The sequence below is a fragment of the Rahnella aquatilis CIP 78.65 = ATCC 33071 genome (assembly GCF_000241955.1).
Lineage (GTDB): Bacteria > Pseudomonadota > Gammaproteobacteria > Enterobacterales > Enterobacteriaceae > Rahnella > Rahnella aquatilis.
In genome coordinates this window covers 3225364-3244040 of the sequence record NC_016818.1, presented here as the reverse complement: position 1 = coordinate 3244040, position 18677 = coordinate 3225364, and the positions used below count along the sequence as shown (strand labels likewise).

The 18677-nt window shown below is 50.4% G+C and carries 18 protein-coding genes; 10 read left to right on the top strand and 8 right to left on the bottom strand.

What is annotated here, in order from left to right:
• Positions 1-52: 52 nt before the first annotated feature.
• Entirely contained in the window at positions 53-499 is a 447-nt protein-coding gene (locus RAHAQ2_RS14570) for a universal stress protein (protein WP_015697968.1), read from the bottom strand.
• A 20-nt stretch (positions 500-519) separates the two neighbouring features.
• A complete protein-coding gene (locus tag RAHAQ2_RS14565) occupies positions 520-1308 on the bottom strand; it encodes an IclR family transcriptional regulator (RefSeq protein WP_015697967.1) in 789 nt (262 codons plus the stop codon).
• Positions 1309-1554: 246 nt separating this feature from the next.
• On the opposite strand from RAHAQ2_RS14565, the gene RAHAQ2_RS14560 reads away from it, so the two are divergent.
• Together RAHAQ2_RS14560 and RAHAQ2_RS14555 are read left to right on the top strand one after the other, a co-directional pair.
• Positions 1555-3156 carry an MFS transporter gene (locus tag RAHAQ2_RS14560; protein WP_015697966.1) on the top strand — a complete coding sequence of 534 codons (1602 nt, stop codon included), beginning with the start codon at positions 1555-1557 and terminating at the stop codon, positions 3154-3156.
• A 58-nt stretch (positions 3157-3214) separates the two neighbouring features.
• Positions 3215-4249: an HlyD family secretion protein gene (locus tag RAHAQ2_RS14555; protein WP_015697965.1), complete on the top strand. Its 1035-nt coding sequence runs from the start codon at positions 3215-3217 to the stop codon at positions 4247-4249.
• Between the two features lie 72 nt (positions 4250-4321).
• Here RAHAQ2_RS14555 and mdoC read toward each other — a convergent pair whose 3' ends face one another.
• The gene (gene mdoC, locus RAHAQ2_RS14550; RefSeq protein WP_015697964.1) at positions 4322-5506 is read right to left on the bottom strand and encodes a glucans biosynthesis protein MdoC; all 1185 of its coding nucleotides are present in this window, start codon (positions 5504-5506) and stop codon (positions 4322-4324) included.
• A 328-nt stretch (positions 5507-5834) separates the two neighbouring features.
• Between mdoC and RAHAQ2_RS14545 the strand changes: the two genes are divergently transcribed.
• The 3 genes from RAHAQ2_RS14545 to RAHAQ2_RS14535 all read left to right on the top strand — a co-directional run bounded on the left by RAHAQ2_RS14545 (position 5835) and on the right by RAHAQ2_RS14535 (position 10387).
• Complete coding sequence (locus RAHAQ2_RS14545) at positions 5835-7370, top strand: glucan biosynthesis protein G (RefSeq protein WP_015697963.1); 1536 nt, start codon at positions 5835-5837, stop codon at positions 7368-7370.
• On the top strand, positions 7363-9945 hold the full coding sequence (gene mdoH / locus RAHAQ2_RS14540) for a glucans biosynthesis glucosyltransferase MdoH (protein WP_015697962.1): 2583 nt from the start codon (positions 7363-7365) through the stop codon (positions 9943-9945). The genes RAHAQ2_RS14545 and mdoH overlap by 8 nt, the downstream gene beginning before the upstream one ends.
• A 196-nt stretch (positions 9946-10141) precedes the next feature.
• Positions 10142-10387, top strand: coding sequence for a YceK/YidQ family lipoprotein (locus RAHAQ2_RS14535; protein WP_015697961.1), 246 nt, complete (start codon positions 10142-10144; stop codon positions 10385-10387).
• A gap of 6 nt (positions 10388-10393) precedes the next feature.
• Here the strand turns inward: RAHAQ2_RS14535 and RAHAQ2_RS14530 are convergent, their stop codons facing one another.
• Positions 10394-10801 carry a MysB family protein gene (locus RAHAQ2_RS14530; protein ID WP_015697960.1) on the bottom strand — a complete coding sequence of 136 codons (408 nt, stop codon included), beginning with the start codon at positions 10799-10801 and terminating at the stop codon, positions 10394-10396.
• A 963-nt stretch (positions 10802-11764) separates the two neighbouring features.
• Between RAHAQ2_RS14530 and RAHAQ2_RS14525 the strand changes: the two genes are divergently transcribed.
• The 5 genes from RAHAQ2_RS14525 to RAHAQ2_RS14505 all read left to right on the top strand — a co-directional run bounded on the left by RAHAQ2_RS14525 (position 11765) and on the right by RAHAQ2_RS14505 (position 14020).
• Complete coding sequence (locus RAHAQ2_RS14525; RefSeq protein ID WP_015697959.1) at positions 11765-12001, top strand: hypothetical protein; 237 nt, start codon at positions 11765-11767, stop codon at positions 11999-12001.
• A 171-nt stretch (positions 12002-12172) separates the two neighbouring features.
• Positions 12173-12631: an STM2901 family protein gene (locus RAHAQ2_RS14520; RefSeq protein WP_015697958.1), complete on the top strand. Its 459-nt coding sequence runs from the start codon at positions 12173-12175 to the stop codon at positions 12629-12631.
• Positions 12625-12954: a DUF1493 family protein gene (locus RAHAQ2_RS14515; RefSeq protein ID WP_015697957.1), complete on the top strand. Its 330-nt coding sequence runs from the start codon at positions 12625-12627 to the stop codon at positions 12952-12954. Before RAHAQ2_RS14520 ends, RAHAQ2_RS14515 begins: the two co-directional genes overlap by 7 nt.
• Positions 12955-12969: 15 nt before the next feature.
• Positions 12970-13455: an Hcp family type VI secretion system effector gene (locus RAHAQ2_RS14510; RefSeq protein ID WP_015697956.1), complete on the top strand. Its 486-nt coding sequence runs from the start codon at positions 12970-12972 to the stop codon at positions 13453-13455.
• A gap of 166 nt (positions 13456-13621) precedes the next feature.
• Entirely contained in the window at positions 13622-14020 is a 399-nt protein-coding gene (locus tag RAHAQ2_RS14505) for a VOC family protein (protein WP_015697955.1), read from the top strand.
• Between the two features lie 63 nt (positions 14021-14083).
• On the opposite strand, the gene mdtG is transcribed toward RAHAQ2_RS14505, so the two are convergent.
• The 4 genes from mdtG to RAHAQ2_RS14485 form a co-directional block, all read right to left on the bottom strand.
• Complete coding sequence (mdtG, locus tag RAHAQ2_RS14500) at positions 14084-15322, bottom strand: multidrug efflux MFS transporter MdtG (protein WP_015697954.1); 1239 nt, start codon at positions 15320-15322, stop codon at positions 14084-14086.
• A 278-nt stretch (positions 15323-15600) separates the two neighbouring features.
• The gene (locus RAHAQ2_RS14495) at positions 15601-16035 is read right to left on the bottom strand and encodes a DoxX family protein (RefSeq protein WP_015697953.1); all 435 of its coding nucleotides are present in this window, start codon (positions 16033-16035) and stop codon (positions 15601-15603) included.
• 211 nt (positions 16036-16246) lie between these two features.
• Positions 16247-17182: a Kdo(2)-lipid IV(A) acyltransferase gene (locus RAHAQ2_RS14490; protein ID WP_015697952.1), complete on the bottom strand. Its 936-nt coding sequence runs from the start codon at positions 17180-17182 to the stop codon at positions 16247-16249.
• Between the two features lie 371 nt (positions 17183-17553).
• The gene (locus RAHAQ2_RS14485; RefSeq protein WP_015697951.1) at positions 17554-18651 is read right to left on the bottom strand and encodes an NADH:flavin oxidoreductase/NADH oxidase; all 1098 of its coding nucleotides are present in this window, start codon (positions 18649-18651) and stop codon (positions 17554-17556) included.
• Positions 18652-18677: the final 26 nt, after the last annotated feature.

The window sequence follows — 18677 nt, the reverse complement described above, 5'->3', positions numbered from 1 at the left end:
TCGTCTAAAAAAAGCGCCTGAGGGCGCTTTTTATCGTCTGACATCAGAAATATTAATTACCGCGAACTTCAACCATAACCGGGCAGGACGCGGCCGCGATCACTTCCGCACTGACCGAGCCTTTCATCATCCGGCCAAATGCTGAAAGCTGACGGTGACCGATGACAATCAATGAGGCATTGAGTCTTTCGGCTTCTGCCACCAGCGCTTCTCCTGCCGGACCGACGATAAGATTGCCTCTCGCACGGATCCCCGCCTGTAACAAAGTTTCCACTGCCTGCCCGACCACGGCGCGCGCGGTGTTTTGCTCTTCTTCTGCTGGCGGATAATCGACGATTTCACCAGAGGCATCGCCGTTGTTTTCCAGCGCGTAAGACTCGTCAATGCAGCAGGTGACGAAAACCGTGGAAGCCTGTCCCTTTGCCAGCTGGCGGGCGAGATCAATCACGAAAGGTGATTGCTTTGAGCCGTCTACGGCTAACAAAATGACATCAAACACGGCAACTCCTTTGTCTATTTTTAACCGGATACGTGGGGTTCACCTAATTTACCAATTTCGCCAATCAGGGCTTTTTTGCATTCCAGCAACGCTTCGCGGATTTGCGACTCTTTGGCTGCCCGCCGGGCGGTAGGGAAAAGTACCGACACGGAGTAACGGCCTAAAATGGTATCTATCGCGATAGCCAGTGTGGTCACGCCGTTTACCGTTTCTCCCTCTTCCAGCGAAATCCCGCTTTCCCGCACCCTGGCGATTTTTTCCAGCAGTGAGTCAAGGGTCCGCACAGTATTTTCTGTGGCGGGCTCCAGTACATCCCCGACGATAATACGGATCTCCTCATCGGTTTTCAGTGATAGCAGGGCACGCCCCCCCGATGTGCTGTAAATCGGCAGATTCAGACCGACGCGCGGCACCACGCGCAATTCCCGCTCGGCCACAATGCTGTGAATATTAGCGATCTGCCGGCCGCTTGCCCGCCCGAGCGACACTGTTTCCTGCGTGTTGTCGCAAAGCTGACGCAGAAAAGGGGAGGCGATGGCGATGACATCGGTATGGACCGTTGAAACGAGTTTCAGAAGCGTCGGACCAAGACGTACGCCTCCGCTGCCTTCTGAGCGAACCAGCCCTTCTTCGGCCAGCGCAGCAACGATCCGCTGCACCGTCGAACGGGGTAAATCCACTTCATTGGCAATGGCACCGAGACTCATCCCCTGCGGGTGTTTTCCCAGCGCATTAAGGATGGTTGCCGCCCGCGAGATCACCTGGATCCCACCGCTGCGTTCTTCGTCTGCCGGATTGTCCTGAGCCATTATTTCTCCTTTATCTCGGTGCGTGATCCTGTCCATAAGCCTGAGTGGTCAATGTAATGGCTCAATGGGTGAAAAACAATTTTTAATCGCATTGCAATACAGTGCACCGTATTATAGTATTTTGAGTGTATCGCAATGTGGTGCAATGCATCGAAATATATGTGACGCCGGTCGCTTATTTGCACTTCTGCGACACAAAGCCTGCCTTCTCCCTATCGCCGCAACGATAAAGCGGTGGAGTTAATGATGAATCAGACAATCACGATGGGGCCCGCTGCTGCGCTGCCCGTGCCGCCCCCTTTTACTTTAAGGCTGGTTATCGGGCTATTGGGGGTCTTAATCGCCTCATTGTGTTCGGGCCTTAACGACCGTGTTACCGATATTGCGCTTGCCGATGTTCGTGGCGCGCTTAGCATCAGCACAGACGAGGGCTCATGGCTGATTGGTGCGTATCAGGCTGCGGAAGTTTCAGCAATGATGCTGGCACCGTGGTTTGCCATGACCTTTTCACTGCGTCGTTTCACCGTGTTTGTGACGCTGAGTTTTGTGCTCCTCGCCGCCATTTTGCCCTATGCCCCGAATTTGCCGGTATTCATTGCACTGCGTGCAGTCCAGGGCATTTTTGGTGGCGCTTTGCCACCGTTACTGATGACGTCAGCCCTGCGTTTTATGCCGCCGCAATACAAGTTATACGGACTGAGTGCTTATGCGCTGACGGCCACGTTTGGGCCCAATATGGCGACTTCACTGGCGGCCATCTGGACCGATTATGTTGGCTGGGAGTGGGTGTTCTGGCAGGTGATCCCACCCTGTCTGCTGGCGGTAGTGATGATCGCCCACGGGCTGCCGCAGGATCCGCCGCGTTTTGAGCGTTTCCGGCAAATGGATGTCGTCGGCATGCTGACCGGCACGAGCGGGGTAACTTTACTGCTGCTGGCCTTGCAGCAGGGGGAACGCCTCGACTGGTTCAGTTCCCCGCTGATTACGCTGATGTTTTTCACGGCGCTTGGCTTACTGACTGTTTTCCTGGTCAACGAATGGCATCACCCGTTGCCCTTGTTCAAATTACAAATGCTGAGAAGACATAATCTGGCGCACGGGTTAATCACGCTGTTCGCCCTGATGTTTCTCTTCTTATCCGGTTCTGCTTTGCCAGCCAGTTATATGGAGCAGGTCGGAGGATTTCGTGCCGTACAGGTCGGACCGCTGGCGCTGACTATCGGTTTACCGCAGTTATTACTCGCCCCGCTTATCGCTTTTGTGCTGACCATGCGCTGGATTGACAGCCGCTGGGTGCTGGCCTGTGGTTTAGGGCTGGTGGGTTTTTCCTGTTATTGGGGAACGCAACTTACCGGCACCTGGGCGCGCGACAATTTCTATCTGATTCAGGTTATGCAGGCTTTCGGGCAACCGATGGCGGTATTGCCGATCCTGATGAGCGCGACCAGTGTGGTACAGCCACAGGAAGGGCCTTTTGCCTCGGCGATGTTTAATACGACCCGCGGGCTGGGCAGCGTGACGGGCGGTTCTCTGCTGGCCGTTTTTGTCAGCCACCGCGAGCAATTTCATTCCAATGTTTTGCTCAATCACGCCGGTAGCGTGAGTTACCTGCTCTCCCAGCCTTATGGCGGCGACAGCAGCTTCCTGGCCCCGCTGAACGGCAGTGGCACGGAGATTTCGACAGAAGTCCTCACCCGGTTTTCTAAAGGGGTGAGACAGCAGGCGCTGGTGCTGGGAATATCGGACGCCTACATGGTGATCATCGGGCTGGCATTCTCCCTGATATTGCTGGTCGCCATTTTGCCTAAACGCACCTATCCGCCTCAGTCCCTGGTTAAACGTCCCTGAATATCGCATCACCATTAACAGTGGTATTCCACTCTGAAAAGTACGAGAGAACAACATTATGATAAAAACCTCACCTGTCCGCCTGAGCTGGCTGTGTGCTGCTGTGGTAGTGATATTGCTGGTTGTCATCGCCTTGCGGATACTTAGCGGAAACACGCAACCGGTCACTGATGATGCCTTTGTTTCTGCTGACTCCACGCTGGTCGCGCCGCGAATTTCCGGCACCATTGCCGATGTTTATGTCCAGGATAACCAGACGGTGAAGGCCGGTGATGTGCTTGCCCGAATCGACGATCGTGATTATCGCAATGCGGTACTGACGGCAGAAGCCAATCTGGAAACCGCGAATGCACAGATGCTCAGCCTGACCGCGCAACTGGCGAAACAACAACAGACTATCTTGCAGGCACAGGCGCTGGTTAATGCCGACGCAGCCAGTATTGCTTATGCGCGTCAGAGTGCTGACCGTTATAAACGCCTGCTGCAAAATGGCTCCGGCACGGCCGATGCCCGTGATGAGTCTGATGCCAATTTACGTTCCAGACTGGCTGCGCAGCAGAGTGATATGGCTGCGGCTCTGGGCGCTGAAAAGCAGATTGATGTACTGAAAGCGGAACAGGCAGAAGCGAAAGCGGCCATCGATTCAGCTGCAACGGCACTGGCGCAGGCGAAGCTGAATCTTTCTTATACCGAAATTACAGCGCCGGTGGATGGCGTCGTCGGCCAGCGTTCGCTGCGTATTGGCGGATATGTGGCCGCCGGCACGCGCGTTCTGGTTGTCGTGCCGTTGAAAAGTGCTTACATCGTGGCGAATTATCTGGAAACCCAGCTGGGCGATGTGCAGCCGCAGCAGCCGGTGGATATCAAAGTCGATGCCTTGCCGGGAGTGGTACTGAAAGGCAAGGTGGACAGTATTTCGCCTGCCACCGGCGTGACGTTTTCGCCGATCTCTCCTGACAATGCCACCGGCAATTACACCAAAGTGGTGCAGCGTCTGGCGGTTAAAATCGTGCTCGACAGCAATCAGCCGGATGTGAAACGTCTGAAAGTCGGCATGTCAGTGATCCCTACGATCCACACAACGACACGCTGACCGACGCATTTTGCAACAAAAAGGCGACCCTGTTGATGCCGGGTCGCCTTTTTTATGCGTGCTTAATCAGGTTCAGGATGTCTGATTTTGTGGCTGATTGGCATCTGAAGGCGCTTTTTTCGCCGGATGCTGTGGTTTGCCTGAGAACAGGAACCGCAGGATCGGGATGCGTTTATGCACTTCATACAGCAAAAAGGCGATACCGAATACAAACACCAGCCCCAGCCAGAATCCCAGCCAGTCGCTGTGAATTTTCGGTGTAATAAACGCACCATAAATCAGCGTTAAAGGGTGATGGATCAGATAGATAAACAAGGACGAGTTGACCAGATAGGTGATCCACGGTGCCTGGAAATTCAGTAAATAATGGCTGAATGAAAACACCACATTGACCATCAGGAACCCGAGCAGGGTGGTGATAATGGCATCGATTTCCATCGAGTACAGTTGTGGTGTATTGACATGTTGATTGAACATGTAAGCGGCGAACAGGAAAATGCTGACTACCCCGGCGGTGGCCGACGGTTTCAGAAACAGTTCTTTCAGCCAGGAGAATTTATAAGCAAGTGCGCCCAGGATGAAAAACGGCAGATAAAACAACGTCTGCATGACGATGAAATTAAACGCACCATTGGAAAGTAAATTCGGTGCGAAAAGATACAGGCTTCTGTTAAATGCCGCGTAAATTAAACCGATAAAAAGAAATATAATTGAGAGTTTTCCTAAGCTGTTTGTCCGGCTTTTTATTATTTGAATACGACTAGTCTTAATTTCTTTAATAAATTTGAAAAGGTAAAAGCAAATGCTGGTGAGAATGACCAGGGTTAACAGGAACCATAAATGCGAGACCAGTTCCCAGACGGTAACGTTAATTTTTTGATAAAAATCCAGATTATTCCAGTCAGAAAATTTGCTGGTGAATTTCATCAGGAAATAGAGTTGTGGGATCGTGATCAGCGGGAAGGCTGCCGCCAGCGGAATGGCGACCCGCTCCAGGCGCACCTTCAGCCACTGCTGCGGGTCATAGCGCTCATACAGCATATAAGAGAAATAGCCGGAGATAACAAAGAATACCTGCATACGGAAGGCATGGATAACATCATTGAATATCGTCAGGCCGTCAGAGGGTATTGCACTGTTTACCGCCCAGATATGGCTGGAGTAAATCAATGATATATGGAAAGGAATACCCAGCAGCATCAAATATGCGCGGATGGAGTCTAAGAAAAACTCACGTTGTGGTTTTGGCTGTGTCATTACGTATCCGTTGTAAGTAGCTCATCCTAATTTTAGAGCGTAATTTGTCTTTAAGGCTAATTTCGCACGTAAGCAAAAATGACCATCGTTGACATTAGTTTAGTTTCTAACCTTAAAACATGCTTTGTTATAGGACAAGTTTCCATAGCCGGAGTTTCAACGAATTGATATCCTTGTACCCTGTTGCGCTTAAACGGTTCATCAATGGATGAACCATCGACTGCTCAAGTTGTCGGAAACCTGACACTTCCCTTAAAATAGTTACAATGAATGAAGCGCGCATAAAGGAGACAAGGTGTCGGATAAAAATTTTTCCATAGGGTCACGTATGATCAAAGTCCGTTTGCTAAGTGCCGCAGTGTTGATGACCATGTTCACCTCATCTGCCTGGGCTTTTTCTATAGATGATGTTGCCAAACAAGCGAAGGCGTTAGCCGATAAAGGTTACGAAGCGCCGAAAAGCAATCTTCCGTCTCAGTTCCGCGATCTCAAATTCGCAGATTACCAACAAATTCAATTCAATCATGACAAAGCGTACTGGAAAAACCTGAATACGCCTTTCAAGCTTGAGTTTTACCATCAGGGGATGTACTTCGACACTCCGGTGAAAATCAACGAAGTGACGGCTGATTCAGTCAAAGAAATCAAATACAGCCCGGACTACTTCAACTTTGGCAACGTCAAGCATGACGCTGACTCAGTGAAAAATCTCGGCTTTGCCGGCTTCAAAGTGCTTTATCCCATTAATAAAGCCGACAAAGATGATGAAATTATGAGTGTGCTGGGTGCCAGCTACTTCCGCGTCATCGGTAAAGGCCAGGTTTATGGCTTGTCTGCCCGTGGTCTGGCGATCGACACTGCACTGGCTTCCGGCGAAGAGTTTCCACGTTTTCGTGAATTCTGGATCGAACGTCCTAATCCGGATGAAAAGCATTTAGTCATTTATGCTTTGCTGGATTCCCCGCGTGCGACCGGTGCTTATCGTCTGGACGTTTATCCGGGTAAAGAAGCAACGGTTGACGTGCAGTCTCAGGTTTATCTGCGCGATAAAGTCGGCAAACTGGGCGTGGCTCCTTTAACCAGCATGTTCCTGTTTGGCGCAAACCAGCCTTCGCCGGTGCTGAACTACCGTCCGGCGCTGCATGATTCCAACGGTCTGTCTATCCACGCCGGTAACGGTGAATGGATCTGGCGTCCGCTGAATAATCCGAAACACCTTGCCGTCAGCCAGTTCTCTATGGAGAACCCGAAAGGCTTCGGTCTGCTGCAACGTGGTCGCAGTTTCTCTAACTTTGAAGACCTGGATGATCGTTATGACCTGCGTCCGAGCGGCTGGGTTGAGACCAAAGGCGACTGGGGTAAAGGAAAAGTTGAGCTGGTAGAAATCCCGACTGCGGATGAAACCAACGACAATGTTGTGGCATTCTGGACCCCTGATCAACTGCCTGATGCGGGTAAACCGCTGAGCCTGAACTATCGTTTACATTTCACCCGTGAAGAAGAGAAATTGCACTCTCCTGATCTGGCGTGGGTTGAACGTACCATGCGCTCTACTGGTGATGTGAAACAGTCGAATCTGATCCGTGAACCAGATGGCAGCGTGGCTTTCCTGGTCGACTTCGTCGGTCCAAACCTGAAAGCACTGAAGAGCGACACGCCGGTGGTATCTCAGGTCAGCGTGGGCGACAACGGTGATCTGGTTGAAAACTCCGTACGCTATAATCCTGTAACGAAAGGCTGGCGTCTGACGCTGCGCCTGAAAGTGAAGGATCCTAAGAAGGCGATCGAAATGCGCGCTTCTCTGGCCAATGGCGATAAAACTCTGAGTGAAACCTGGAGCTATCAGCTGCCTGCAAATGAATAAGTCAACGCACTCTACTCAAGATTATGTAGAAGCTTTGCCGCTTACTGATGAACAGAAAGCGGCGCTCTCTCAGCAGCTTCCCGCTGAGCCGGAGCAGGCTTTTGCTACCGTACATCACCGCTTAGGCGGTGATGTGACGACCACGGTTGATGCGGCCAATCCTGATGCGCCCTTGGTGTCAGTGAAAGCCCGCGTCGGCGCAAGCTGGCCTGATGCCCTTGAAAAGGGCACGTTAGACGAAGTCGATAATGAAGGGCGCACGATTGCCAGCGCCATGCCACCGGTTAAACGTTCCAGCATGTTCCCTGATGTCTGGCGCACCAACCCGGTCGGGCGTTTCTGGGACAACCTGATGGGGCGCAGCGCAGTTTCGCGTCACGCCACATCAGAAATGCCCGAGTCGGAAAAACGCTGGCGTCATGCCGGTTCTGTGCGTCGTTATATCCTGCTGGTTCTGATGCTGGTGCAGACGGCGATCGCCACCTGGTATATGAAAACCATTCTGCCGTATCAGGGTTGGGCGCTCATCGATCCCAGCGATATGTTGAACCAGGACTGGCAACAGTCGGTTCTGCAATTGCTGCCTTACGTCTTACAGACCGGGATCCTGGTGCTGTTCGCCATTCTGTTCTGTTGGGTGTCGGCCGGTTTCTGGACGGCACTGATGGGCTTTTTACAATTGCTCATTGGTCGGGACAAATACAGCATTACCGCTTCGACGAAAGGTAATGAGCCGCTGAATCCGAACAACCGTACCGCATTGATCATGCCGATTTGTAACGAAGACGTGGAGCGCGTTTTCGCGGGCCTGCGTGCAACGTATGAATCAGTCAAAGCGACGGGAGATTTGGATCAGTTTGATATCTACGTGCTGAGTGACAGTTACGATCCGGATATCTGCGTAGCGGAACAAAAAGCCTGGATGGAAGTGTGCCGCGACGTTGAAGGTCATGGACGTATTTTCTATCGCCGCCGCCGCCGTCGTGTGAAACGTAAAAGCGGTAACATTGATGACTGGTGCCGTCGCTGGGGCGGGGAATATGCCTATATGGTTATTCTCGATGCCGACAGCGTCATGAGTGGTGAATGTCTGACCGGTCTGGCCCGTCTGATGGATGCCAACCCGAATGCCGGTATTATTCAGTCTGCGCCAAAAGCGTCAGGTATGGATACGCTGTATGCACGTTGCCAGCAATTTGCGACCCGTGTTTACGGCCCGCTGTTTACCGCCGGTCTGCATTTCTGGCAGTTGGGCGAATCCCATTACTGGGGCCATAACGCCATTATCCGTGTGAAACCGTTTATTGAGCACTGTGCGCTTGCGCCATTGCCCGGTGAAGGTTCCTTTGCCGGTTCCATCATGTCTCACGACTTTGTGGAAGCTGCGCTGATGCGTCGTGCGGGCTGGGGCGTGTGGATTGCTTATGATCTGCCGGGCAGTTATGAAGAGTTGCCACCGAACCTGCTCGACGAGCTGAAACGTGACCGTCGCTGGTGCCACGGTAACCTGATGAACTTCCGCCTGTTCCTGGTGAAAGGAATGCACCCGGTTCACCGTGCGGTGTTCCTGACCGGTGTGATGTCTTACCTGTCGGCACCGTTGTGGTTTACCTTCCTGGCCTTGTCTACCGCATTGCAGGTCGTGCACACGCTGATGGAGCCACAGTATTTCCTGCAACCCCGTCAGTTGTTCCCGGTGTGGCCGCAGTGGCGTCCTGAACTGGCGATAGCCTTGTTCTCGACGACCATGGTGTTGCTGTTCCTGCCAAAACTGCTGAGTATTGTGCTCATCTGGGCGAAGGGAGCGAAACAGTTTGGTGGTGCATTCCGTCTGCTGATTTCCATGTTCCTCGAAATGCTGTTCTCAGTATTGCTGGCACCGGTGCGTATGTTGTTCCACACCGTCTTCGTGGTCAGCGCGTTTCTGGGGTGGGAAGTGGTCTGGAACTCACCGCAGCGTGATGATGATGATACGCCGTGGGGCGAAGCCTTTAAACGTCACGGTTCTCAGCTGTTGCTGGGTGCGGTCTGGGCTGCCGGTATGGCGTGGCTGGACTTGCGTTTCCTGTGGTGGCTTGCGCCAATCGTCTTCTCCCTGATCCTGTCGCCAATCGTCTCCGTACTGTCGAGCCGTGCAACGCTGGGGATTAAGAGTAAGAAGGCCAAACTGTTCCTGATCCCGGAAGAATACGATCCTCCACGTGAACTGGTGGCTACCGAGGAATACCTGACGCTGAACCGTTCGCGTAAGCTGCAAAATGGCTTTATGCATGCGGTCTTCGATCCGGGCTTCAACGCACTGGCCACGGCGATGGCAACATCCCGTCACCTGTTGCGTGAAACGGTAGAAAACGGCCGTCGTGCTCATCTGGAGCATGCGCTGAAAACCGGTCCTAAGGATCTGGGCAAGGCGGATCGTCTGATCCTGCTGAGTGATCCGGTGCTGATGGCGCGTTTACACTCTGCGGTGTGGACGCAACCGGATCAGCAGGTCTGGAGTGATTACTACGAGAAACTACCTCGCAATGTACAGGCATTCCCTGTCACTCAGACGCTGGAAGTTAAATCCGCCTGATCATGACATTGAGTGAATAAAAAACGGGCAGTATGTGAAAACATGCTGCCCGTTTTCTTTGTGATGAAAGCGGGTTACTCTTTAGCCGGTAGCGCAGGATTTTTACCTTGCCTTAACATAAGGCAGACGCTGTGCGTGATAAGCTGTCAGCGCTCCTGAATGGGCTTCTTTTGAATTGAATCGACAGGTTGGGTGAGTGATTAATCGGGTTGTTTTTCGCGGATGTGTGCTGGCTTTACTGGCGACGCTACTGACCGGCTGTGGCAGTATTATCAGCCGGACCGTGCCGGGACAAGGGCATGGCAACCAGTATTATCCCGGTGTGCAGTGGGATTTACGGGACAGCCCGTGGCGTTATGTCACTGTCATCGATGTCCCGCTGTCGATGATTGTCGACACTTTCATGCTGCCGGTTGACGCCCGCCACGGGCCTTATGAATAGAATAACTTAGTCGATATCACGACCCGGATATTCGTCTTCATCGTCCCATTCTTCAACTGCCGCTTTACCTTCTTCAGTATCCAGCGGGGGTTCATGCTGGTACTCACCTTCATCCCATTCATACAGCGTGGCTTCTTCCTGCCACTCTTCTTCAAGCTCAATCAGATCATAATCCTCATCAAAGATGGCCTGCGCCGCCGCCCCGCTGCGGAACGTCAGGGCCTCGATGGAATCCCCTTCACCGTTGAGGAATTCTGCCTGCCACATCACGTCGCCATCCTGCATGATGTATTTCTGCAGATTAAACTGGTCCGGAATTGGCTCTTCGTCGTCATGGATCCGATCCTGCGCGGCTTCAAGGAATTCTTCGCGGGCGGCATCAATAGCTTCTTCCAGCGTCGCGTATAATGACATACTTTCTCCTGTAATCATTTTGGATGATTAGTGAAGGATAGACCAAGTTTGCCGAGGGTAAAAAAAATGGCGATAAAAAAATTAAGTCTTATTTATACACTCGTATCAGTAGCTTGCAGCAGCAAGCGGGTTATGGGATTGAGCGTCAGATTAACACTGTAATGGATTTTCTTTCTGAAGCGTCCCTGCCTGCTGGCTTAGGTTATGAGCTTGATCCAAATGACTACGAATTGCTGGAAAGTGATTTAGGGAAGTCTGCCTATAAGGGACACAATTTCACTAAGGGGGAGCTTCGGCGTTTCCAAAAAGAAAGAAGAGGGAATGTACTACCTATCACCAGTACAGCACTATGAAATGGACAAGATGCAGGATTATCCGCACAAAAAATGATAAAGCGTTTAGAGGCAATGATTGCCGAATCTGAGAATGAAAGTAATGATTTCATTCTCATTATTGTACTTTATTATGAGAACTAATCATTCTCACAATAGCCGTTATGTGCTCACAATGGGGCGTTTTTAGCGCTTAATTATTGTACTGTGTATAGGGCTGAAGGCCGTATTATACCTCTATATCTGCTGTGTTAATGCCATTGTGAGAACTATGTACATTAAAAACTAACTTGACTAACAAAAATAATTCTCTTAATTAAATTATTTACATATTTCCAGTCTTATATAGCCTAACTCCCTTTGGTCGTTAGTCTATGTAAAACCAATAATAAGATCATACTTGCGTTTTTTGCCAGTCCCTTACGGGAAGTCAAACGGACTTTATAACACTATCAAGAAATCCCCACTTAGTGATAGTCCCACGATAGGTAATGAACTCAGGGAGGTAATCAGGGACTATATGACTAAATACAAAGAACAGAAGGGAACCACGGCAAGTTACACACATTTGGATAAAAAGTATGGACTACGTGCTACCGGAGAATTTTATAAAAACTTATAAGGAAATAAAATGGCAGAAAAAACAAAAGCAGAATTACACACTGATTACCTAATGGCTAATACAAGCTACGTAGAAAGGGTTACAGACGATCTATTAGTAACAGACCTCGTAGCACTACAGAAAGATTTAAACAGCCTCACGGCGTTTGTAGACGCATATGGAAATCAGGATAAATCTGATGCTCAACTAAAAGAACTACAAGACAGTATTGATAACATCAAATCATTAATGAATGCAGAAGGGTAACAATATAGTTCATCATAACAGAATATTAGAAATTATATGATTAGACGAAGACCGCGTTGAATGATCTAAATCACGAAGGAAGGTAAATTCAGATATTTCGCACACTCTTTTTAATGTTTAATAATTTTAGTCAGTTGTATACTCTTTAGACGTCACGTAAAAGGGGAAGGTATGGATACGGTTGAAGAACTAAATGGAACTTACTTTTATGCGGGTAAGTCAAATTTAACTGCTGGTGGGCTACTGTTCATGATCTTTTGTGAGAACACCGCTGATCAATTTGGCTTCGGTGATTTTGGTGCGTTAGTTGCGTTATACAGCGGCGTGAACAACCAGACAACACGAGGCAAACCCAGAACAGCTCTTAAAGGGACATCGAGAGCTTCACAAAAAGTTAGGGCAGTATTCAAGCAGGCCAAATTCCCATTCGGGATACAGTTACCGACGTGGATTGGCGGCTATACACCTTGGACAGTAAAAAGAAGAATGGTGTCACAAATCAGTACATTTATTGGTCGTACTATTCCCCTGATCGGTGAGTTGATTCTAATCTCTGATGTTTCCCAAATCGTTTATCGCTCAATCCGTGACTATAATATGATAGCCAGAGGCGATGATAAAATATGGTAACTGATGATATAGCTAAACAAGTCATTGATCTTGTGACTCGCCGCAGTGGCGTTTATATGTTTAGACGTAAAAAATATGATACATACACTGAAGAATCAAATATTCATTTTGATGTGAAATTAGATCAAGATGATGTTGAAGAGTTAATGGAAGAGTACTTTTCAAAGTTTCAGGTTAAGAGGGAAGGTTTTAAAATTGAAACCTATTATCCAGAAGTAACCTTTTCATGGAATCCATTTGAAAAACAAATAGTAGACATTCCAGATTTTACAATTGGTATGTTGATAGAGTCGGCTAAAGCCGGTAAATGGTTGTACGATTAGCAAGGAGCTAAATCAATGGCTGTACCAGTTCACTTATGGCTTAAGGACGATGGCGGTGCAAATATCCGTGGTTCATCTGATGTAAAGAATCGTGAAGGAAGCATAGAACTAAGATCGATTCACCATAACCTGAGTATCCCAACTGATAGCAACACAGGGAAGCTAACAGGCACTCGACAACATGCCCCTTTCCAGTTTGATAAGGAAATCGACTCATCAAGTCCTTACTTATACAAGGCAGTGGGTACAGGTCAAACGTTACACTCTGCCGAAATCAAATGGTATTGCATCAACGATGCAGGGCAGGAAGTCGAGTACTTCAACATTTTGCTTGAAACCGTAAAGGTCATTTCAGTAACTCCAATGATGCACGATACCCGTGGCTGTCCTGGCACAGGCCATATGGAAAATGTTGCACTTCGTTATGAGAAAATCACCTGGAAGTATGTTGATGGCAATATTCAATATACCGATGCCTGGAACGAACGAAGTACGGCATAACACATTTGGGGCTGATAGAGCCCCTATTGATTTGATACGATCAGCAAGTGAGTGTTGTCGATAACTGACAGGATGTAAGTTTTCAGACTCAATCCGTCGCTTTTTTTCAGCTATTCTCGTTTTCTTGCTGGCGACGTTGCGACGTTTTAAAAGAACGGGAGTTCACATGGTTTCACGACAGGCAGTATTACGGGTGGCGCGCCCGACGGATAATCTTGAGCAGTTAGCCCGCATGTATTCAGAGGGGCTGGGTTTCGAAATAATCGGCAGTTTTAGCGATCATCAGGGATTTGATGGCGTGCTTGTCGGGCATCCGCATCATCATTATCATCTCGAGTTTACCCATCATCACGGTTCCTCCGTGGGGCGTGCGCCTACGCAGGACAACCTTCTGGTGTTCTATATTCCGGATAATCAGCAATGGAGTATGCAGTGCGAGCGGATGCTGCAGGCGGGTTTTAGTGCCGTACCGTCGTTTAATCCCTACTGGGATGAATGCGGCAAAACCTTCGAGGATATTGACGGTTATCGTGTGGTACTGGCCTTGCGGGACTGGACGGCATAAACACAAGTGTCCTTATAAGCCAGAAAATCGAATCATTCTTCTTCCTGCGACGCCTGTCAGGTTTTAGTCCGCCATGGCCTGTTTGGGCCGGCGTTGCAGACACCAGTACGAATATCCCGCGTTGAATAACACCACCATCGCCGTCACAAAAAATACCGTGCGGAAGCCGTAACTGGCTGAGACCGCGGCACCCAGCAGCGGACCGGTGACATTGCCGACATCACGAAACGACTGGTTGTAGCTGAATACCCGTCCTGCGACCTGGTTAGTGCAGTTATAAATGAGCAGGGTCTGAACCGCAGGCAGTAATGCGCCATCACAAGCGCCCAGCAGAAAACGCAAAATACCCAATTGCAGGGGCGTCTGTACAAAGGCCATCGGGATCAGCAGCAACACAGATAGCGCCATCATCGCCACCAGGATCCGCTCGGGGCCTATCCGGTCGCCGAGTTTGCCTAAACGTGGCGCACTCATCAGGGCGGCGACGCCCGGTACCGAAGCAATCATGCCGCTGATAAACGCCAGGTTTTGCGTATTACCGGCCAGCTCCCGCACGTAAAGCGTCAGGATCGGTGCAATCGAACCGGTCGCCACCTGAATAATCAGGGTGGTAACAAACAGGCAGAGCACCAGTTTAGGGTTTTTGAGCGAAGCAAAGACCTGCTTACGATTCAGCATGTCTTTTTTGTTCACCGGGACAAACTGCTCGCGGATGAAATACAGCGTCATCAGGAAACACAGGAAAAGCACCAGCGCCGTGATGAAGAATACCGGACGTAAACCGTAGCTGTCGGCCAGCAGGCCGCCGACCAGAGGGCCGATCAGTGCACCGCTCACCGCACCGGTTGACAATGTGCCCAGCGCCCAGCCGCTTTTGTTACGCGGGATCTGGGTGGCGATCAGGGCATTGGCGTTGGGTACAAAGCCACCGAGTAAACCGAGCAATGCGCGCAGGACCAGGAATTGCCAGATGTTTTGCGCCACGCCCATCAGCGCCATGACGATAGCCATGCCGAGTGCGGAACGCAGCAGCATGATTTTTCGGCCTTTACGGTCGGCGAGTCCGCCCCAGAAGGGCGATGCGATGGCGGAAAACAGGAAGGTGATACTGAACACCAGTCCCGACCACATATTCAGGGATTCGTGACCGGTTACGCCGAGGGTTTCCACGTAAAGGGGCAGGAAGGGCATGATCAGACTGAACGCGGCACCGGTCAGGAAGCAACCGATCCAGGCGACAAACAGATTACGTTTCCAGTTAATGGGATCTGGGGCGATTTCAGGTTCAGAAGCCGAAGTCATAAAATACCGAAGAAAGAGGTCAGATTCGCTCTGGAATGACAAAAAGAAACAAGGCAGAGCATAAGTAACAATCAATTGGCTTAATAATTATGCGCCTAAATATCATTCACTTCAATGATGTTAACGAACTGTAACAAGCTAAGTAAAATACAGGTTCAAAAAATCTGGCGGGATGAAAGAGGGTAAATAAAAGCTAAAAAACGGTCAGCAGCAAGGCTGACCGCGACAGACACAGAATTAAAAACAGATAAAGAAAGTCAAAATACTCAAACCGGATCTTAGCGCAGGGCTTCATTCTTCATGACAGAGTAACGGCCGCTGCCCAGGAACATGATGGCCAGACCCCCGAGGAAGTACAGGGCTTCACCTTCCAGCCCCCAGGCACCGACTTCAGTGACGGTGAAGAATTTGCCGCCAACCACCAGGAAAACGGCCACTAAGATATTGAATGCCAGAACCAGTGCGGCAGGGCGGGTGAAGATGCCCAGAATAATCAGAACCGGCGCAATCACTTCACCGATGTATGCACCATAAGCAATAAAGCCCGGCAGGCCATCAGCCTGTAACATTTGTGCAATCCAGCCCACGCCATTTTCCATTTTTGCCACACCGTGGAATAAAACTAAAATACCAAAAGTCAGACGCAACAAAAGCTTACCAAAGTTCTGATGATCAACAGCACGGGTAAAAGCAGAGTTCAGTTTAGCCAACATAATGTGTTCCTTTTAAAGGTAACATGCCTTTTCAGAGGCGAGCGGTCACGCGGCTCCAAAATTAGCGGAGTAATCACGTGGAGAAATTAGGGAGAGAGTATTGGTCTAAACAGCCTGGGATAAAATCTGATAAGTTTGAAGAAGTCTGTGAAAAAAACTGATGAAGCAAATCAAAAAACCGGACCAGCGGCTGCCGGACCGGTTTCGGGGATTAATCGCTCAGGGGTTTATAGAGCGAAGGCTCACCTTGAGGGCGTGTTTTAAAACGACGGTGCAGCCACATGTATTGCTCCGGTGCCTGACAGATCTCGTTTTCCACCACTTTGTTCATGTACGCGGCGGCAACGACTTCATCATCGAGCGGGAAGTCCGCGACCTGAGGATGAATAATCATCTCATAACCTTCCCCTTTCGGCAGCCGGCGCGGGGTGAAGGGAATGATTGCCGGTTTGCCCATGCGTGCCAGCAGATATGTCCCGGTGGTGGTGGCGGCTTTATCAACCGCAAAGAATGGCACAAATACGCTGGCGCGCGGGCCGTAGTCATGATCCGGCGCGTACCAGATGATGTCGCCTTGCTTGAGGCTGCGGATCATCCCTTTGAGATCTTTGCGATCCAGCATGCCTTTGTTCGAGCGCATACGGCCTTTGGTCTGGATCCAATCCATCAGCTTGTTATCGTGAGGGCGGTAAACCCCGACGCCAGGGTTATGGATACCAAAGATACGTGCGCCCAGTTCCAGTGTCAGGAAATGGACACCGATCAACAGAACGCCTTGTTTGTTATCACGCGCATGCTGGATATGTTCCAGACCGCTGACTTTGAACCAGCGCTCGATGCGCCAGTCTGGCCAGAACCACGCCATACCAGTTTCAAACAAACCCATGCCAACGGATTCGAAGTTTTTCACTATCATGTCTTCGCGCTGTTCCGGATGCATGTCCGGGAAACACAATTCGATATTGCGTCGGGCGATTTTATAGCGATGTTTCAGGAAGCGCATTGAGAAGCGACCCAGTCCGGTACCGATGCGGTAAATGATCGGGTAAGGCAGTAATACCAGCGCATAAAGCAGTCCCAGACCCATCCAGGTGATCCAGTAACGGGGGTGCAGTAACGAACGATTAAAGGTTGGTACCTGAGTCATAGAATCTCTGCGTCAGTGAGTCGAAGTAGAAAGTTTATAAGCTCTGTCTAATGCAGCAGCCTGCCACAGAAACACGCCCACATATTCATCCGGAATATGGGTATCCGTTATTTTTTGCAGCAAAGTGGAATATTGTGGCATTTTTTTGCGGTGAGGTGAAAATTCACGGCACTAATACCTCATTTATTCATAAGTTGAGTGAATGAAAAACAACAAAAATTCTCATTCATGTCCCGGCGTAGTCATTCATCATTGATTCAAATATCCGTAGAGAATGCGTTTTTGTCAATGAAACGGGCGGCTCAGCCGCCCGCGATCGCGTTTGCAAATGCCATTTCTGGCGGGCTCCGCGTCAATCTTAAATCAGGTCATTATTCCGGCAGGAAAAGACCTTTGACGCTATGCGGTTCGCTGCGCCAGTACTGTTTCGGGGCAGCCACTTTTTCCCCCAGTTTTGCTGCGGCATGCCAGGGCCAGCGCGGGTTATATAAAATACCGCGCGCCAGTGCAATCATGTCTGCCTGTCCGGTGCCGATAATGGCTTCGGCCTGCTCCGGCTCAGTGATCAGACCCACAGCAATCACCGGCATTTTCACATAACGCTTAATGCCATCAGCAAATGGCACCTGATAGTTCGGGCCGACCGTGATTTTCTGATGCGGGCTCAGTCCGCCGCTGGAGACGTGAATGTAGCTGCAACCCAGTTCGTCGAGCGCTTTGGCCAGCTCAATGGATTGTTCCAGATCCCAGCCGCCTTCGACCCAGTCTGTAGCCGAAATACGTACACCAATCGGTTTTTCTGCCGGGAATGCCGCGCGGATTTCCGCGAAGATTTCCAGCAGCAGGCGCATACGGTTTTCCAGTGAGCCGCCGTACTGGTCGGTGCGCTGGTTTGAAAGCGGTGACAGGAATTGATGCAGCAGGTAACCGTGCGCACCGTGCAGTTCCAGCAGATCAAAGCCCAGACGGTCTGCACGACGTACCGTGTCGACATAGGCTTTTTTCAGTTCTGCGATACGCTCCGGTGACATTTCGAGCGGGGCTTCGCTGCCTTCCGCGAAGGCCAGTGCGGAGGGAGCAACCGCCTGCCAGCCGCCTGCGGAGGGCGGAATTTGCGCACCGCCATTCCACGGTGCAGCGCACGACGCTTTACGTCCGGCATGTCCGAGTTGCAGACCGAGTGGCATATTGCTGTTTTCGCGTAAGCCGGTCACTAAATCCTGCAGGGCCGCTTCGGTGGCATCGTCCCACAAACCTAAATCCTGAGCAGAGATACGTCCCACGGCTTCGACAGCGGTTGCCTCAAGGATCAGCAAACCCGCGCCGGAAAAGGATAACTGCCCGAGATGTGCATGATGCCAGGACGTGGCTTTCCCTTCATCGGATGAATACTGGCACATTGGCGCGATCACGATGCGGTTAGCGAGTGTCAGCTTCCCTAAGGAAATCGGTTCAAAAAGCTTACTCATGTTTCATGCCCCTTAAAATTCAGCCT

Excerpts from the sequence above, each read along its gene's own strand:
- RAHAQ2_RS14565 (WP_015697967.1), bottom strand. The coding sequence starts at position 1,308 with ATGGCTCAGGACAATCCGGCAGACGAAGAACGCAGCGGTGGGATCCAG.
- RAHAQ2_RS14560 (WP_015697966.1), top strand. The coding sequence starts at position 1,555 with ATGAATCAGACAATCACGATGGGGCCCGCTGCTGCGCTGCCCGTGCCG.
- RAHAQ2_RS14555 (WP_015697965.1), top strand. The coding sequence starts at position 3,215 with ATGATAAAAACCTCACCTGTCCGCCTGAGCTGGCTGTGTGCTGCTGTG.
- mdoC (WP_015697964.1), bottom strand. The coding sequence starts at position 5,506 with ATGACACAGCCAAAACCACAACGTGAGTTTTTCTTAGACTCCATCCGC.
- RAHAQ2_RS14545 (WP_015697963.1), top strand. The coding sequence starts at position 5,835 with ATGATCAAAGTCCGTTTGCTAAGTGCCGCAGTGTTGATGACCATGTTC.
- mdoH (WP_015697962.1), top strand. The coding sequence starts at position 7,363 with ATGAATAAGTCAACGCACTCTACTCAAGATTATGTAGAAGCTTTGCCG.
- RAHAQ2_RS14530 (WP_015697960.1), bottom strand. The coding sequence starts at position 10,801 with ATGTCATTATACGCGACGCTGGAAGAAGCTATTGATGCCGCCCGCGAA.
- RAHAQ2_RS14525 (WP_015697959.1), top strand. The coding sequence starts at position 11,765 with ATGGCAGAAAAAACAAAAGCAGAATTACACACTGATTACCTAATGGCT.
- RAHAQ2_RS14520 (WP_015697958.1), top strand. The coding sequence starts at position 12,173 with ATGGATACGGTTGAAGAACTAAATGGAACTTACTTTTATGCGGGTAAG.
- RAHAQ2_RS14515 (WP_015697957.1), top strand. The coding sequence starts at position 12,625 with ATGGTAACTGATGATATAGCTAAACAAGTCATTGATCTTGTGACTCGC.
- RAHAQ2_RS14510 (WP_015697956.1), top strand. The coding sequence starts at position 12,970 with ATGGCTGTACCAGTTCACTTATGGCTTAAGGACGATGGCGGTGCAAAT.
- RAHAQ2_RS14505 (WP_015697955.1), top strand. The coding sequence starts at position 13,622 with ATGGTTTCACGACAGGCAGTATTACGGGTGGCGCGCCCGACGGATAAT.
- mdtG (WP_015697954.1), bottom strand. The coding sequence starts at position 15,322 with ATGACTTCGGCTTCTGAACCTGAAATCGCCCCAGATCCCATTAACTGG.
- RAHAQ2_RS14495 (WP_015697953.1), bottom strand. The coding sequence starts at position 16,035 with ATGTTGGCTAAACTGAACTCTGCTTTTACCCGTGCTGTTGATCATCAG.
- RAHAQ2_RS14490 (WP_015697952.1), bottom strand. The coding sequence starts at position 17,182 with ATGACTCAGGTACCAACCTTTAATCGTTCGTTACTGCACCCCCGTTAC.
- RAHAQ2_RS14485 (WP_015697951.1), bottom strand. The coding sequence starts at position 18,651 with ATGAGTAAGCTTTTTGAACCGATTTCCTTAGGGAAGCTGACACTCGCT.